This is a genomic window from Xenorhabdus griffiniae (genome assembly GCF_001028135.1).
GTDB classification, from domain to species: domain Bacteria; phylum Pseudomonadota; class Gammaproteobacteria; order Enterobacterales; family Enterobacteriaceae; genus Xenorhabdus; species Xenorhabdus bakwenae.
Genome location: NZ_LDNM01000047.1, coordinates 1 through 15679, shown reverse-complemented (window position 1 = coordinate 15679; position 15679 = coordinate 1). Strand labels below are relative to the sequence as shown.

The following is a 15679-nucleotide window of genomic DNA, read 5'->3' as shown; positions in this document are numbered from 1 at the left end:
CTGTGAGTATATACAGGTAAAGCCGAATTGGGAACCGGTCAACATGTAAAAGCAGCGAACTAACATAGTTTGCTGAAAAAACACGCTACCTCAACGCATAAAATGCGACCAAAAGATCATTCCCCAAATAAACAGCGCCAAAAGTATACTGAGCAATACCGCCGCAGACCCCATATCTTTCGCTCGACCCGATAATTCATGATATTCACTACCGATGCGATCCACGACTGACTCTATGGCACTATTGAGGATTTCGACAATGACCACCAGCATAACAGAGCCAATCAGAAGGAGTCTTTCAAGTAAGCCAAAATCTATAGAAAATGCAATGATGATCGCAAGTATGGCGGCCATTGTTTCCTGCCGAAATGCCGCTTCATTTTGCCATGCTGCCTTGATTCCTTTCGCCGAATACCCAGCCGCTTTAATGATGCGATTCAAACCTGTTGATTGATTTGCCATAAAAATTTTCTTTAATGAACTTATTAATTGTATGGTTATATAACTTTTAGCCCTTATTATTGTCTTATTTTCCACAGATCTCAAAACCCGTTTCTGGTATCCTTGCGATGCGTTGCTAACAAGAGGCTTAAAGCAGTTATGTCAGGTTGGCGTAAAATATATTATAAGTTATTGAATTTACCACTAAAATTTTTAGTGAAAAGTAAACTAATCCCTACGGATCCTATTGCGGAGCTGCGTCTTGATACGACTCGGCCTATTTTGTACATATTACCGTACCGCTCAAAAACAGACTTATTGACTCTGCGTCAACAATGTCTGGCGCAAGATCTGCCTGATCCGTTGAATCCTTTGGAAATTAGTGATACACAGCTGCCCAGTTGTGTCTTTATTGATAACGGTCCACGTGTGTTCCGTTGTTATGCACCAAAACATGAATCTGTGAAAATTTTCCATGCCTATCTGGACTTGCATCGTAATAATCCCGATCTGGATATCCAGATGGTGCCTGTTTCCGTCATGTTTGGCCGATCCCCTGGGCGCGAAGGGCAAGAAGGGCATACAACCCCACGATTACGCTTGCTAAATGGCGTGCAGAAGTTTTTTGCGATCTTATGGCTTGGACGGGATAGTTTTGTCCGTTTCTCCACTCCGGTGTCTTTACGCCGTATGGCCGACGAACATGGTACAGATAATATCATCGCCAATAAACTCGCCCGTGTGGCCCGGATGCACTATTCCCGCCAGCGTCTTGCGGCTGTTGGACCTCGTTTGCCTGCCAGGCAGGATCTGTTCAACAAGTTACTGACATCAAAAGCAATAGAAAAAGCGATTGCTGATGAATCCCGTAGCAAGAAAATCTCTCCCGAAAAGGCAAAGCAGAATGCTATCAATATGCTGGAAGAGATTGCTGCGGATTTCTCCTATGAAACCGTACGCTTGACCGACCGGGTTTTAAGTTGGACCTGGAACCGTTTGTATCAGGGCATCAATGTCCATAACGCCGAACGAATTCGCCAGTTGGCACAGGATGGTCATGAACTGGTGTATGTTCCCTGCCATCGCAGCCATATGGACTACCTTCTGCTCTCTTATGTGCTCTATCACCAAGGGCTGGTTCCACCGCACATTGCTGCGGGTATTAACCTGAATTTCTGGCCTGCCGGGCCGATATTCCGTCGTCTTGGTGCGTTCTTTATCCGCCGTACATTTAAAGGCAATAAGCTCTATTCAACCCTCTTTCGGGAATATCTCGGTGAGTTGTTTACCCGCGGTTATTCAGTTGAATACTTTGTCGAAGGAGGACGCTCCCGTACTGGTCGTTTGCTTGATCCCAAAACGGGGACGCTTTCCATGACCTTGCAAGCCATGCTGCGGGGAGAATCTCGTCCCATCACGATTGTGCCGATCTATATCGGTTATGAATATGTGATGGAAGTGGCAACGTATGCCAAAGAGCTGCGCGGGGCCACCAAGGAAAAAGAAAGCTTTTTCCAGATGGTTCGAGGGTTGCGCAAATTACGTAATCTGGGACAAGGTTACGTAAATTTTGGTGAACCGATCCCGTTGATACAATACCTGAATCAGCATGTACCAGAGTGGCGTGACTCCATTGACCCGATAGAATCTCAGCGTCCAACATGGCTGACGCCAACAGTCAGTAAACTGGCTAACAATATTATGGTCAATATCAATAATGCTGCCGCAGCTAATGCTATCAATTTATGCACTACAGCACTGTTATCATCACGTCAGCGAGCACTTACACGCGAGCAACTTATTGAGCAGTTAGATTGCTATCTGCAATTACTGCGTAATGTGCCTTACACTAACGATATCACGGTGCCAAACCAAACCGCAGAAGAGTTGTTAGATCACGCTCTTATGATGAATAAGTTTGAGGTTGAGAAAGACGGCCTGGGCGATATTATTATCCTGCCACGTGAAAGCGCGGTACTGATGACTTATTATCGTAATAATATCCAGCACTTACTGATCCTGCCATCCCTGATTACCAGTATTATTATGCATCACCGCCGCATTAGTCGCAGTGAATTGCTCAGACAGGTAGCACTGATTTATCCGCTGATCAAGCAGGAACTTTTCATGCGTTACAGTAAGGAAACGCTCCCGGACGTCGTCAATACCTTGATTGATGAGCTTGCGCGCCAATGCCTTATCTGCAACAAAGAGCAAGAAATGCTGGTGCTGAATCCTGCGCGTATTCGCCCACTGCAATTGCTGGCAGCAGGCATCAGGGAAACGCTGCAACGTTATGCCATAACGCTCTCTTTGTTGAATGCCACTCCTGAAATCAGCCGTGGTGTACTGGAAAAAGAGAGCCGGATGCTGGCACAACGTCTGTCAGTTCTGCATGGCATCAATGCGCCAGAGTTCTTTGATAAGGCCGTTTTTGCTTGCTCGGTCAATACGTTGCGTGAAGAGGGTTATATTCAAGACAGCGGCGATATGATCACCACCAGTGCCCAGGAACTCTATCATGTATTGAGTGAGTTGATGTCACCTGAAATTCGCTTGACGATTGAAAGTGTCAGTATGCCACCAGAACAGAATGAACCTATACAGATAGCACAAGATCAACCATAACAATGCCAGGCTGGTGATGGCAACAAGAAATTAACGGGCGGTTTACCGCCCGTTATATTAGACATAGCTAAAAAAGATGCCGAGGAATAGAACTAAACCAACGTAGTTATTGTTCATAAATGACTGAAAACAGGCAGACCTTTCCCGATTTGTGAGCAGTTTCTGCTGATAACCGAATAATGCGGTTGCCAGCAATACCGTCCAATAATAGATTCCCCCCAGATTCACCATCCCGCCAACTAAAACCAAAATGCCCAGCATGATGAATTGCAGAATGCCAATGATCAGTTTATCAAAGCGCCCAAAAAGCACGGCGGTCGATTTCACGCCGATTTTCAGGTCATCGTCACGATCAACCATGGCATACTGTGTATCATAAATGACAGACCAAATGATATTAGCCAAAAATAACAGCCAGCATTCTAAAGGTAAGGACTCACTGATTGCGGCAAATGCCATAGGAATTGACCAGCCGTAAGCAGTACCTAACACAACTTGTGGCAAGTGACTAACACGCTTGACAAAAGGGTAAACCCACGCCAGTGCCAGACCAACGACCGATAATGCAATCGTCATTTTATTCAGTGTCAGAACCAGCGCGAAAGAAATAAGTATCAGTGTGGCAAACAAGATTTTACTTTCTTTTTCGGTAATATCGCCACTGGGAAGAGGACGAGATTTTGTCCGTTCTACATACCCATCAAATTTTCTGTCTGCAAAATCATTAATGCAACATCCCGCAGCACGCATGAAAAACACACCGAGAGTAAAGACTAACCCTATGTGCCAATCTGGCATACCTTTTGCGGCGATCCACAATGCCCAATAGGTTGGCCATAATAGTAATAATGTGCCAATCGGTTTATCGATACGCATTAAACGACAATAAGCACGCCATTTATCCCGCGTCATACTGACCTTCAATCTATTTCTCCCTTTTAGTTCTGTTGATCTTAATTCTCTTTATATACAGGTGAATTCGGTAAAAAAACCTCTGTGAGCAGCAGTGGCTTGCCCGACAGCCTCAATAAAGAACGACGCGCCCAACGATCCCCCTGCCGGCCTATGTGAATATAATCCCGCGTTAAATTATGACCACTAAAAAGATAACGTCCAAGTGGAACCGTGCCGACATCCACCAATTTTCTATCTGGGCCAGTGAGTGTTTCCTCAGGGATCACTGTGCGCCCCAAAAGCCACGGGATGTTATCTCCATACAAGACAATTTCACGTAACCAATATTTTCCACTTACAGGTAAGTGCTCACTTTCATCATTTAACTCTGCCAGAGTAATAAAATCTTCTCGGAAAGGTGCAACCGATACCTGCTGACAATGTTGTTCAAAGCGACGTGTCATTGAGCCGACTTCCATCAACCAATCTAAAACAGATTCAGGCAGAAGGTCAGTCTCATTTGATGATAACCAGTGGATGGGGGTTGAATTTAATATTGTGTCATCTGCCATATCATTTTCCCATTGCGGGGAAGAGCAATTTCCCCGACAGCACAACGAATGGGGAGTGAGGATATCATGTTGCAGACCAATAAAATTAAAAGTTGATAACAAATTATGTAAATCACAAAAAAACTCACCTTAACAACAGTTGTTATTAAGGTGAGAAAAGATTAGATAATATGGAAGCTCAGATTAACGCCACACTTTGAATTGGTTAATCAGGCCATTTGTAGAGCTGTCATGGCTAGTTACAGCGTCTGCATCGTGCAGTTCAGGCAAAATACGGTTCGCCAATTGTTTGCCCAATTCTACGCCCCATTGGTCAAATGAGAAGATATTCAAAATGGCGCCTTGAACAAAGATCTTATGTTCATACATAGCAATCAATGCCCCCAAACTGAATGGGGTAATTTCACGTAATAAAATAGAGTTGGTCGGACGATTACCTTCAAACACTTTGAATGGCACAACATTCGCCACGTCTTCGGCATTTTTTCCTGCTTGTGCAAATTCAGCTTCCACCTGAGCCTGTGTTTTACCAAATGCCAATGCTTCAGTTTGTGCAAAGAAGTTAGAGAGCAGTTTACTGTGGTGATCACTCACTGGATTATGGCTAATTGCTGGCGCAATAAAATCACACGGGATCAATTTAGTTCCCTGATGGATAAGCTGGTAGAACGCATGTTGACCATTGGTGCCAGGCTCGCCCCAGATAATTGGCCCTGTCTGGTAATTCACCGGATTGCCATCACGATCGATGTACTTACCATTTGATTCCATATTGCCTTGTTGAAAATAGGCAGCAAAACGGTGCAGGTATTGGTCGTAAGGCAGAATCGCTTCAGTTTCTGCCCCAAAGAAATTGTTGTACCAGATGCCGATCAGTGCCAGCAAAACAGGAATGTTCTGCTCGAAAGCGGTTTGCTGAAAGTGTTTATCCATAGCATGAGCACCACTCAACAGCTGTTCAAAATTTTCATAACCAATGGAAATCGCAATAGATAAACCAATTGCAGACCAGAGCGAATAACGCCCCCCTACCCAATCCCAGAACTCAAACATGTTTTGGGGATCGATACCAAATTTTCTCACTTCTTGTTCATTGGTGGATAATGCCGCAAAATGTTTTGCGACATGCGCTTCATCAGCGGCACTTTGCAGGAACCAATGGCGGGCAGAATGTGCATTGGTCATGGTTTCTTGCGTAGTAAACGTCTTGGAAGCAATCAAGAACAAGGTGGTTTCTGGATCCAAGTTTTTGAGCGTTTCAACAATGTGGGTTCCATCAACATTGGAAACAAAGTGCATATTCAGGTGATTTTTATACGCTTTCAGTGCTTCAGTCACCATATAAGGACCAAGATCAGAACCACCAATACCAATATTGACAACATCTGTAATGGTTTTGCCTGTATAGCCTTTCCACTCACCACTAATGATGCGTTCACTGAATGATTTCATTTTCGCCAGCACCGCATTAACTTGCGGCATCACATCTTCCCCATCCACCATAATCGGGGTATTACTCCGGTTACGTAGGGCAATATGCAGCACCGCACGATCTTCAGTACGATTGATTTTCTCACCAGAGAACATACTGCGAATTGCACCGGCTAAATCGGTTTCTTGTGCCAATGCGTGTAATTTCTCCAGTGTTTCCGTCGTAATGCGGTTTTTGGAATAATCCACTAGAATATGCTGATCAAATGTCGCAGAAAATGCCGTAAATCGTTTTTTATCCTGTTCAAACAGATCCCGCAAATGCACATTTTTCATTTGCTCAAAATGCTGCTGCAATGCTTTCCAGGCTTCGGTCTGGCTAGGGTTGATGCTTTTCATGAATAATGCTCTCTATCAACTGTCAATAAATAATAGGAATGCACAGATTGTAACGGCTTAATTCTGTGATTGATCTCCTTTTCCTTGTAATTACTGATATTGGTCAAAATAGCTCATGATTTCCAGTCTTAATTGTTGAGATAGGCAAAAACGATAATTTCCTTTCCATCATGAAAATTATTTATGCTTTATTGTCAAATATTGACTCCGTACGCCTAACCCGATATTTCTAACAGCCTATTCTCTGAACTATTCTCCAAACAAAGGGTTATCATCCATGTGTGCTGTTTCATCTCCTAACTCGCAGTATGTAGTAGCAAAATTTGGTGGTACTAGTGTGGCAGATTTTGATGCCATGAATAATTGCGCCGACATTATCCTGGCGAACACAAATGTCCGGGTGGTCGTTCTGTCAGCTTCTGCTGGCGTAACTAATTTGCTGGTTGCATTGGCGGCTGGCTGCGGGAATGACAAACGGGAGAGTTACCTGAAACAGATCCGTGACATTCAATATGCCATTATTGACCGCTTGAATGAAGCCGATGTGATCCGTGGGGAAATTGATCGCCTGCTGGAAAATATTGAGATGCTGTCAGAAGCCGCATCGCTCGCCACATCAGAAGCACTGACGGATGAATTGGTTAGCCACGGTGAAGTGATGTCTACCTTATTGTTTGTAGAGTTGCTACGTCAACGCAATATGGGTGCCGAATGGTTTGATATCCGTCGGATCATGCGAACCAATGATAACTTTGGGCGGGCAGAGCCAGATATACGCCAGATCCATACTTTGGCAATGAGGTACCTTCATCCTCGCCTGAATAACACAATCGTCATCACTCAGGGGTTTATTGGCAGAGAAGAAAAAGGACGGACAACTACGCTGGGACGAGGCGGCAGTGATTATACCGCAGCCTTACTGGGTGAAGCACTTGGTTTACAACGTGTTGATATCTGGACAGATGTTCCCGGCATCTACACAACCGATCCCCGTATTGTTCCTACCGCTAAACGCATCAATAAAATTGCCTTTGATGAAGCGGCAGAAATGGCAACATTTGGTGCCAAAATCCTCCATCCGGCCACATTACTACCGGCTGTTCGCTGTGGCATTCCGGTATTTGTCGGCTCCAGCAAAGATCCACAAGCAGGCGGTACGGTGGTTTGTGATAAAACAGAAAATTCCCCGCTGTTTCGTGCATTGGCCTTGCGCCGTAAACAGACTTTACTGACATTACATAGCCTGAAAATGCTGCATGCCAGGGGCTTTCTGGCAGAAGTTTTTACCCTACTGTCACGCCATAATATTTCGGTGGATTTGATTACTACATCAGAAGTCAGCATCGCCCTGACACTGGATACTAAAGGTTCCACCAGCACTAATGGCAACCTGCTGACCAATGCATTACTCACTGAACTTTCTAAATTGTGCCATGTGGAAGTCGAGGAAGATATGGCATTAGTAGCAATTATCGGTAATGAACTTTCACGAGCAAAAGGATTGGGAAAAGGAATTTTTGGCGTGTTGGAACCCTTTAATATCCGCATGATTAGCTGTGGTGCAAGCAGCCATAATGTCTGTCTGCTCGTTCCGGGTAACGATGCAGAACAAGTCATTCAGACATTGCATCAGAGTTTGTTTGAAGGATGACAAAATAAAGTCAAACATCGAGCCAGAAAAACCCGCATGAAAAGCGGGTTTTCTTGATCTTGCAAAGAGGATTAATTAATCAAACCACAACACATCGGATGTGTTTTTCCCCTCTTTATCATTCATAATAAGAAAACGAAAATAAATTCCATTTTTTGTCCATCGCAGCTATCGTTGCTGCAAGCAGACAATTATTCAGAGGGAATCTTATGAGCACAGCCGTTGCCAGCAAACGCACAAAAAAAACGAAAATGATGACAAATAGTGCCGCTGCAAGCGGTCAGGTTCAGTCTTTAAGCCGAGGACTGACACTTTTGGAATACATTTCCGATTCGCCGATTGGTGTTGCTTTGACTGATCTGGCGATACAAGCCGGTCTGCCCAACTCTACGACCCACCGTCTTTTGACCACCTTGCAGCAACATGGTTTTGTTCGCCAAATAGGTGATCTAGGGTTATGGGTGATCGCTTCCCATGCTTTTGTCGTTGGGAGTAGTTTCTTACAAAGCCGTAATCTGATGGTGCTGGTTCATCCGATATTGCGTCAGTTAATGGAAGACTCCGGTGAAACCGTCAACCTTGCTATCCTTAATCTGGACGAATATGAAGCCGTGATTGTTGATCAAGTGCAATGCAATGCGCTGATGAGAATGTCTGCTCCCATTGGTGGCAATCTACCGATGCACGCTTCCGGCGCTGGAAAAGCCCTGCTGTCTACCCTCTCTGAACAAAAACGCTTCCAATTGCTGCATAAAAAAGGAATGCACGCTTATACCCAGCATACCTGTACCACCGCCGCAGCATTAACAGAAAATCTCGAACAGATCCGCAAGCAGGGTTTTTCATTTGATGATGAAGAACATGCGTTAGGATTACGCTGTATTGCTGCCTGTATCTATGATGAGCATCATGAAGCCTTTGCCGCTATTTCCATCTCCGGCCCAGTATCACGTATCTCTGATGATCGAGTGACTGAACTTGGCGCTCTTGTCATGCGGGCAGCAAAGGCAATTAGCCGGGAATACGGTGGCATTAAGTAATTTTCGCCAAAAAATAACCAGGCCTCATCATGCCGCGAATTATGTCAAGTTATTGAAACACCTGCGGTCGTTTTTAACAGCTAACATAATATCACGGCTTATACTCGATAAACTTCAAGTTGCAATCTGCAAGATGACGCGAGGCCTTATATTTCCCCGCTGCACGGGGAGATATAACACGCATCTTGAAGTTGGATTGGTATATCTTTCTTATTTGGTTTATTTAAGTACGTTGACTAAATCTCTGTCTACTGCGATACGCAAAAACATCTTCTATATATCCGTTTGTAATACGCTCTTGCAATGCCCGCCAGTAATCTGATTTAAACAGATCACTGTGACTTTCTTCAAAATAACGTCGAATACGTTTGTCAGTACATAAAAAATGCCGAAACTCTTCTGGAAAAACATCGTTAACAGCAACACTAAACCAAGGTTCGCTCGCTAATTCATCTTCTGGGTAGCGTGGCGGAGGAATATCCCGAAAATTCACTTCGTCCATATAACAGATTTCATCATAATCGTAGAAAATCACCCTTCCGTGGCGTGTAACACCAAAATTTTTAAACAACATATCACCAGGGAAAATATTTGCCGCAGCCAGTTGCTTAATGGCATTTCCGTATTCCTCAATCACATCCTTCAATTGCTCCTCATCATTGATCTGTTCCATATAAATATTTAACGGCATCATTTTACGCTCCATATAAAGATGCTTTATCAAGAGCTTATCGCCTAAATCCTCTAACTTTTTTGGTATCTCTTTTTGCAATTCCTCCATTAACTCAGGGCTAATATGGCGTTTATCAATCACAAAGTTTTCGAATTCCTGAGTATCAGCCATTCTTCCAACACGATCATGCTCTTTTACCAGACGATAGCACTCCTGAACACGCTCTTGAGAAACCTCTTTCTGTGGTGCAAATTTGTCTTTAATCACTTTAAATACACGATCAAATGACGGGAAAGTGAAAACCAGCATGACCATGCCCTTCACACCCGGTGCAATTGTGAACTGTTCCTGAGTGGAATTGATGAATGTCAGATATTCACGGTAGTATTCTGTTTTACCGTGCTTTTGACAGCCTATCGCCATGTAGAGTTCTGCTGTGGATTTCGTCGGAATAATTTCACGCAACCACTCAACTAAAGCGGCAGGCAAGGGCGCGTAAACCATAAAATAGGAACGGGCAAAACCAAAAACAATGCTGGCATCATCGTAATGGGTCAGACAGGTATCAACAAAAACTCCCCCCGATTCATTGTGATGAATCGGTAACAAAAAGGGATAAACAATCGCCCCCATCCTGATCTTTCCTACCAACCAGGCTGCCTTGTTGCGGTAAAACAATTCATTCGCGATCTGGAATGTGGCGTGTAATAAATCAGATTGGGAAAATGTATTCTGTAAATATTGCGTGATATAACTAATATCCCGATCCAAATTCTCCCATTTAAGGCGTAATGGCAAATCATTTAAGATGGTTCGCAACGTTGCTGCAAGATTATCATTAGGAAAAAAATCCCGGGATAATGGGCGAGAAATATGACGAAAACGGGAAGAGGGTTGGGAAGAAAAGATATAGAGGTTTTCTGGTTTCAAGTTGCGATGTTTAAAAAAGCGACAGTAAACCGAATTAAAAAAACTTTCGGCAATTTCAAAACGCGGATAATCAGGCAATAAACGGGTATAAACCGCTTTAACTTCAGCAATGTAATCTTCATCATATTGTAATGAAGTGTGAATGCGCTTCAATTGCTCCACCACCAATCCAACATGATGATCATACAAGTTAATTCTCTTTTTCATGGCCTGCTGTACAGCCGGCCAGTCGGCCTGTTCAAAACGTTGCTGTGCCCCAGAAGTGACCTCCAGAAATCGACCATATTGCGCATCAAATCCCTGCAAAATGGTTTGTGCAATTAAATGTGCGAGATCTATTTCCATATTTAGCCACCTTACTCGGCACGTAAAGGGGTATCCCTTTTGGGAATTCCCCCACAGTTTATTATCCCAATCAGTATAATGAACTTAGAATTGCTGTTCTTCTGTCGAACCGGTTAATGCTGTAACAGAAGCCCCTTCTCCCTGAATAATCGTGGTCACTTTGTCAAAATATCCCGTTCCCACTTCCTGCTGATGTGAGGAGAATGTATAACCACGGTCAAGGGCAGCAAATTCTTGTTCCTGAACTTTTTCAACATAATGTTTCATTCCTTCACCACGTGCATAATCGTAGGCCAAATCAAACATGTTGAACCACATGCTATGTATGCCCGCAAGTGTGATGAACTGGAATTTATATCCCATAGCAGATAACTGCTCTTGAAAACTGGAAATCGTTTTATCATCCAGATTCTTTTTCCAGTTGAAAGAAGGTGAGCAGTTATAAGCTAACAACTTGCCAGGATATTTAGCATGGATGGCTTTAGCAAAATAACGAGCTGCTTCAATATCCGGTGTAGAGGTTTCGCACCAGACAACATCGGCGTAAGGGGCATAAGCTAACCCACGGCTGATAGCTTGTTCAATACCAGCGTGAGTACAATAGAAGCCTTCACAGGTTCGCTTGCCCGTAATGAACGCTTTGTCATAAGGATCACAATCTGAAGTCAGCAAATCTGCTGCATCTGCATCGGTGCGTGCGATTAATAAGGTGGGTACACCGGAGACATCCGCTGCTAACCGTGCTGCTATCAGCTTCTGAATAGCCTCTTGAGTCGGAACCAAGACTTTGCCGCCCATGTGTCCACATTTTTTCACTGCGGCCAGTTGATCTTCAAAATGCACAGCCGCAGCACCCGCCTCGATCATCGCTTTCATCAATTCAAATGCGTTCAGTACCCCGCCAAATCCCGCTTCCGCATCTGCGACAATCGGCAGGAAATAGTCAATATATTCTTGACTATCTGGATCGATACCATTTGACCATTGGATCTGATCTGCACGACGGAAGCTATTATTAATACGTTTGATTACATTAGGAACAGAATCAACAGGATACAATGATTGATCGGGATACATGCTCGCTGCGGTATTTGCATCTGCCGCCACTTGCCAACCGGAAAGATAAACCGCCTCAATACCAGCTTTAGCTTGCTGAAGTGCCTGCCCGCCTGTCAGCGCCCCAAGCGCATTCACATAGCCTTTTTTCGAGTTACCCTTCAGCAAGTTCCACAACTTTTTCGCCCCCAGTTGCGCTAAAGTATGCTCAGGATTAATCGAACCCCGCAATTTGACGACATCTTCAGCACTATATGGACGAGTGATACCTTTCCAACGCGGTTGTTGCCACTCTTGTTCCAATTGAGCGATTTGTTGTTTCCGGGATATGGTCATGATGTTCTACTTCCTATGCTTAATTAATCGGATATTTTTGCCATTATTGTCTTTAAGCTAAATAGGTTTTCATAATACTGAGAGTATCAGATGTTGGAGTTCCTCACCCCGCGCGGGGTGAGGAATACTCCTATCATTTTGAAACGCTATTTAGTCTAATAACTGATAACCAGGTAATGTTAGGAAATCAATTAAGTTGTCCTGAGTGGTAATTCTTTCGATTAAATCAGAAGCTTCCATAAACCGTCCTTGATTAAAGTGCAGCTCCCCAACTTCCTGTTTAATCACATCTAATTCTTCTTTCAACATTTCTCTGAACAGTTCCTTTGTCACTTTTTTACCATTAGAGAGTGATTTTTCATGGCGAATCCATTGCCAAATAGACGTTCGGGAAATCTCTGCCGTAGCCGCGTCTTCCATCAAACCGTAAATCGGTACACATCCATTCCCCGAAATCCAGGCTTCTATGTACTGAACGGCAACGCGAATATTTGCGCGCATTCCCTCTTCTGTCCTTTCTCCCAAACAAGGCGCCAGCAATTGTTCAGCCGTAATCACATCATCTTCTTCACGTAAAACGGTTAATTGGTTTTGACGCTCGGCCAGTTTTGCGTCAAAGACCTCCATGACAATATCTGCAAGCCCTGGATGCGCAACCCATGTACCATCATGGCCGTTATTGGCTTCCAGCTCTTTATCCGCTCTGACTTTGTCCAAAACTTGCTGATTTTGCACAGGATCTTTACTAGGAATAAATGCCGACATTCCTCCCATTGCAAATGCCCCACGTTTATGACAGGTTTTAATCAGTAAGCGAGAGTAAGCACTCAAGAAAGGTTGTGTCATCGTAACGGATTGACGATCCGGCAAAACGCGATCAGCATGATTTTTCAGTGTCTTGATATAACTGAAAATATAATCCCAGCGCCCACAATTCAGGCCAACGATGTGATGACGCAAGTGATACAGAATTTCATCCATCTGGAATACGGCTGGCAATGTTTCAATCAAAACCGTTGCCTTAATCGTACCTATTGGCAAATTGAAACGTGATTCTGTAAAACTGAAAACATCACTCCACCATTGTGCTTCATGGTAGCTCTGTATTTTGGGTAGATAAAAATAAGGACCACTGCCTTTTTGCAGTAATTTCTTATGATTCAAATAGAAATAGAGAGCAAAATCAAACAGTCCACCAGAAATCGGTTCGTTCTTGTAGAGGATATGTTTTTCTGGCAGGTGCAGCCCTCTAACCCGGGCAATCAATACTGCGGGATCTGCTTTCAACTCATAACGCTTACCCTGCTCATTGGTATATGAGATCGTCCCATTAACGGCATCCCGTAAGTTAATTTGTCCATTGATGACCTTATCCCATTCAGGCGCTAATGAATCCTCAAAATCTGCCATAAATACTTTTACATTGGCATTTAAGGCATTGATGACCATCTTGCGCTCTACAGGACCTGTTATTTCAACCCGACGATCTTTGAGATCATCGGGTATTCCCTGAATTTTCCAAGCCCCACCTCTAATGGAATCTGTTTCCGAAATAAAGTCAGGTAATGAGCCACTATCTATCTTTTCCTGCCAATGTACACGCTCATCCAATAATTTTGTACGTCTGTCAGAAAATTCGATAATTAAATCCTCTAAAAAGCGAATAGATTCAGGTGATAACACCTGTTTCTCCTCCTCTCCAAAAGGTTTAATAAAAGTTAATTTTGTTGCTAATGCCTGCTGCATAATCTCCCCACTTCTCACTTTTAAACACTCATCTGCTTAAGAGTAATCAATTAAGAAAATAAATCAAAAACAGTTTCCATTATTTTTAATAATGAAAATTAATTAATTAAAATCAACAAATTAAGGTACATAAAAGATAAAAAAATCTGGGAAATGAATTCTAAAAAATAACACGCAACAATGTTAAGTTTTTGTTATGCATGAAAAATAACGAATGACTATTGAACGACAGCAACGGAAGGAAAATTAAAAAAATGAGAAGTGGCTCGCTTCAGCAACCGCTCATTTTTATTTAAAACTCAAATTGGATTTAATCTAAGGTGGGATTCATAACAGCCAGATCATATGGCGTAATTTGGTAGACATAATAATTCAACCAATTTGAAAATAGTAAATGACCATGACTGCGCCAAGACGCAATAGGTTTATTTGCAGGATCGTTATTTGGAAAATAATTAACCGGTAATTCCGGTTCCAGACCAGCAGAACGATCACGCCAATATTCTGCGGCCAATGTACCTGCGCCATATTCAGGGTGCCCTGTCACAAATACTAATCTTTTATCTTTACTGGCAAATAAATAAGCGCCTGCTTCTTCTGAGCTGGCTAAGATAGCCAAATCTGTATGTCCACGAATCAACGATTCAGGAAAATCAGCAAAACGCGAATGGGGGGCAAAAAATGTTTCGTCAAATCCACGGGTTAACAATGCCAGAGGATCTAAAGTTGAATGGGAATAAACGCCAGAGAGTTTAGTTTTTCGCGTATATTTAGGAAGGTGGTAAAGCACTTTCAATGCTGCTTGAACAGCCCAACAAACAAAAAATGTCGAGGTAACGTGCTCTTTTGCCCACATCACTATTCTTTCAACCTCGCTCCAATAAACCACATCCTCAAATTCAATGAGTCCCAAAGGAGCGCCTGTGACAATCAACCCATCGAAATTTTGATCTTTTATTGAATCAAAATCACAATAAAAAGTATCCAAATGTTCAGCGGGAGTATTTTTGCATTGGCGACTATCAATACGCAGCAATTGAATATCGATTTGAAGCGGTGTGTTAGACAATAACCGAATAAACTGGTTTTCTGTTTCTATCTTCTTTGGCATTAGGTTGAGGAGCAATACCTTCAATGGACGAATATTCTGAATACTGGCCCGTGTTGAGGTCATCACAAAAATGTTTTCATTGCAAAGAGCGTTCACCGCAGGTAATTCATCTGGTACACGAATTGGCATTGCTTAAAACCTCGACTATTGAACTTGTGTATTTAGACTTCCAGATAGCCAAATTTACCCCAAATGGAAGTTAAATGTCGAGTTATTGTACTCAAATTGAAATTATTTCATTTTATTATATAGGAAATAGTTATCAGAATAAGGAAGAAAAATTAAGCCGATATTAGTCGCAATACGATGTGACCAATATCAATATTTCATAAGTGAAATTAAAGATAGGCAGAGTTCATAACTTGATATAGCAAAATCATCATAACATGGCATATTCAATATGCTCTGTAAACAGCTCATCAACTG

General features: G+C 42.9%; 11 protein-coding genes. 3 read left to right on the top strand and 8 right to left on the bottom strand.

Features of this window, described 5'->3' with window-relative positions; all coding sequences use genetic code 11:
* Nucleotides 1-90 precede the first annotated feature (90 nt).
* Entirely contained in the window at nucleotides 91-462 is a 372-nt protein-coding gene (locus AAY47_RS11330) for a diacylglycerol kinase (protein WP_047769940.1), read from the bottom strand.
* 138 nt (nucleotides 463-600) lie between these two features.
* Here AAY47_RS11330 and plsB point away from each other — a divergent pair, with 138 nt between their 5' ends.
* Complete coding sequence (gene plsB / locus AAY47_RS11325) at nucleotides 601-3069, top strand: glycerol-3-phosphate 1-O-acyltransferase PlsB (RefSeq protein ID WP_047769938.1); 2469 nt, start codon at nucleotides 601-603, stop codon at nucleotides 3067-3069.
* A 57-nt stretch (nucleotides 3070-3126) separates the two neighbouring features.
* On the opposite strand, the gene ubiA is transcribed toward plsB, so the two are convergent.
* The 3 genes from ubiA to pgi all read right to left on the bottom strand — a co-directional run bounded on the left by ubiA (nucleotide 3127) and on the right by pgi (nucleotide 6365).
* Nucleotides 3127-3981, bottom strand: coding sequence for a 4-hydroxybenzoate octaprenyltransferase (gene ubiA / locus AAY47_RS11320; RefSeq protein WP_047769936.1), 855 nt, complete (start codon nucleotides 3979-3981; stop codon nucleotides 3127-3129).
* A 41-nt stretch (nucleotides 3982-4022) separates the two neighbouring features.
* Complete coding sequence (gene ubiC / locus AAY47_RS11315; protein ID WP_047769935.1) at nucleotides 4023-4535, bottom strand: chorismate lyase; 513 nt, start codon at nucleotides 4533-4535, stop codon at nucleotides 4023-4025.
* A gap of 183 nt (nucleotides 4536-4718) precedes the next feature.
* Nucleotides 4719-6365, bottom strand: coding sequence for a glucose-6-phosphate isomerase (gene pgi, locus AAY47_RS11310; RefSeq protein ID WP_047769933.1), 1647 nt, complete (start codon nucleotides 6363-6365; stop codon nucleotides 4719-4721).
* Between the two features lie 277 nt (nucleotides 6366-6642).
* Between pgi and lysC the strand changes: the two genes are divergently transcribed.
* Together lysC and iclR are read left to right on the top strand one after the other, a co-directional pair.
* A complete protein-coding gene (gene lysC / locus AAY47_RS11305) occupies nucleotides 6643-8016 on the top strand; it encodes a lysine-sensitive aspartokinase 3 (protein ID WP_047769931.1) in 1374 nt (457 codons plus the stop codon).
* Between the two features lie 209 nt (nucleotides 8017-8225).
* Nucleotides 8226-9056 (top strand): glyoxylate bypass operon transcriptional repressor IclR, encoded by an 831-nt coding sequence (iclR, locus tag AAY47_RS11300; protein WP_047769929.1) that lies wholly within the window; start codon nucleotides 8226-8228, stop codon nucleotides 9054-9056.
* Nucleotides 9057-9279: 223 nt separating this feature from the next.
* Here iclR and aceK read toward each other — a convergent pair whose 3' ends face one another.
* The 4 genes from aceK to metA form a co-directional block, all read right to left on the bottom strand.
* Entirely contained in the window at nucleotides 9280-11004 is a 1725-nt protein-coding gene (gene aceK, locus AAY47_RS11295) for a bifunctional isocitrate dehydrogenase kinase/phosphatase (RefSeq protein WP_047769927.1), read from the bottom strand.
* Nucleotides 11005-11088: 84 nt separating this feature from the next.
* Nucleotides 11089-12396 (bottom strand): isocitrate lyase, encoded by a 1308-nt coding sequence (aceA, locus tag AAY47_RS11290; RefSeq protein ID WP_047769925.1) that lies wholly within the window; start codon nucleotides 12394-12396, stop codon nucleotides 11089-11091.
* A gap of 150 nt (nucleotides 12397-12546) precedes the next feature.
* Nucleotides 12547-14142, bottom strand: a complete 1596-nt coding sequence (aceB, locus tag AAY47_RS11285) for a malate synthase A (protein WP_369813284.1) — start codon at nucleotides 14140-14142, stop codon at nucleotides 12547-12549.
* 310 nt (nucleotides 14143-14452) lie between these two features.
* Nucleotides 14453-15382, bottom strand: a complete 930-nt coding sequence (gene metA, locus AAY47_RS11280) for a homoserine O-acetyltransferase MetA (protein WP_047769922.1) — start codon at nucleotides 15380-15382, stop codon at nucleotides 14453-14455.
* Between the last annotated feature and the right edge of the window lie 297 nt (nucleotides 15383-15679).

Coding starts and splice junctions, on each gene's coding strand:
- AAY47_RS11330 (WP_047769940.1), bottom strand. CDS start 462: ATGGCAAATCAATCAACAGGTTTGAATCGCATCATTAAAGCGGCTGGG.
- plsB (WP_047769938.1), top strand. CDS start 601: ATGTCAGGTTGGCGTAAAATATATTATAAGTTATTGAATTTACCACTA.
- ubiA (WP_047769936.1), bottom strand. CDS start 3,981: ATGACGCGGGATAAATGGCGTGCTTATTGTCGTTTAATGCGTATCGAT.
- ubiC (WP_047769935.1), bottom strand. CDS start 4,535: ATGGCAGATGACACAATATTAAATTCAACCCCCATCCACTGGTTATCA.
- pgi (WP_047769933.1), bottom strand. CDS start 6,365: ATGAAAAGCATCAACCCTAGCCAGACCGAAGCCTGGAAAGCATTGCAG.
- lysC (WP_047769931.1), top strand. CDS start 6,643: ATGTGTGCTGTTTCATCTCCTAACTCGCAGTATGTAGTAGCAAAATTT.
- iclR (WP_047769929.1), top strand. CDS start 8,226: ATGAGCACAGCCGTTGCCAGCAAACGCACAAAAAAAACGAAAATGATG.
- aceK (WP_047769927.1), bottom strand. CDS start 11,004: ATGGAAATAGATCTCGCACATTTAATTGCACAAACCATTTTGCAGGGA.
- aceA (WP_047769925.1), bottom strand. CDS start 12,396: ATGACCATATCCCGGAAACAACAAATCGCTCAATTGGAACAAGAGTGG.
- aceB (WP_369813284.1), bottom strand. CDS start 14,142: ATGCAGCAGGCATTAGCAACAAAATTAACTTTTATTAAACCTTTTGGA.
- metA (WP_047769922.1), bottom strand. CDS start 15,382: ATGCCAATTCGTGTACCAGATGAATTACCTGCGGTGAACGCTCTTTGC.